The organism is Paenibacillus vini (genome assembly GCF_018403325.1).
In the GTDB taxonomy this organism is placed as follows: Bacteria; Bacillota; Bacilli; order Paenibacillales; family Paenibacillaceae; genus Fontibacillus; species Fontibacillus vini.
Map to the genome: position 1 here is coordinate 1 of NZ_BOSL01000062.1, position 313 is coordinate 313.

General features: G+C 52.1%; 2 rRNA genes. Both read left to right on the forward strand.

Annotated elements, in window-relative coordinates:
- A 23S ribosomal RNA gene (locus KJS57_RS26160) occupies positions 1 to 125 on the forward strand; the annotation flags it as partial.
- A gap of 113 nt (positions 126 to 238) precedes the next feature.
- Positions 239 to 313 (forward strand): 5S ribosomal RNA (gene rrf / locus KJS57_RS26165); the annotation flags it as partial.

Consider the following 313-nt stretch of genomic DNA (forward strand, 5'->3'; position numbering starts at 1 on the left):
CCCCCCTCAAGATGAGATTTCCCAACTAGTAAGACCCCTTGAAGACCACGAGGTTGATAGGCCTGAGGTGGAAGTGCAGCAATGTATGGAGCTGACAGGTACTAATCGGTCGAGGGCTTATCCAAAACAACTCCAAAAAGTGGCGTCAGGCTGAACAAGCCGATATGAGCACTTGAGGAGACTAACCGCAAATTCACGTTTCGTATCCAGTTTTCAAGCGATTAAGACGCTTGAACCGTTTGGTGGCGATGGCGGAGGGGTTCCACACGTACCCATCCCGAACACGACCGTTAAGCCCTCCAGCGCCGATGGT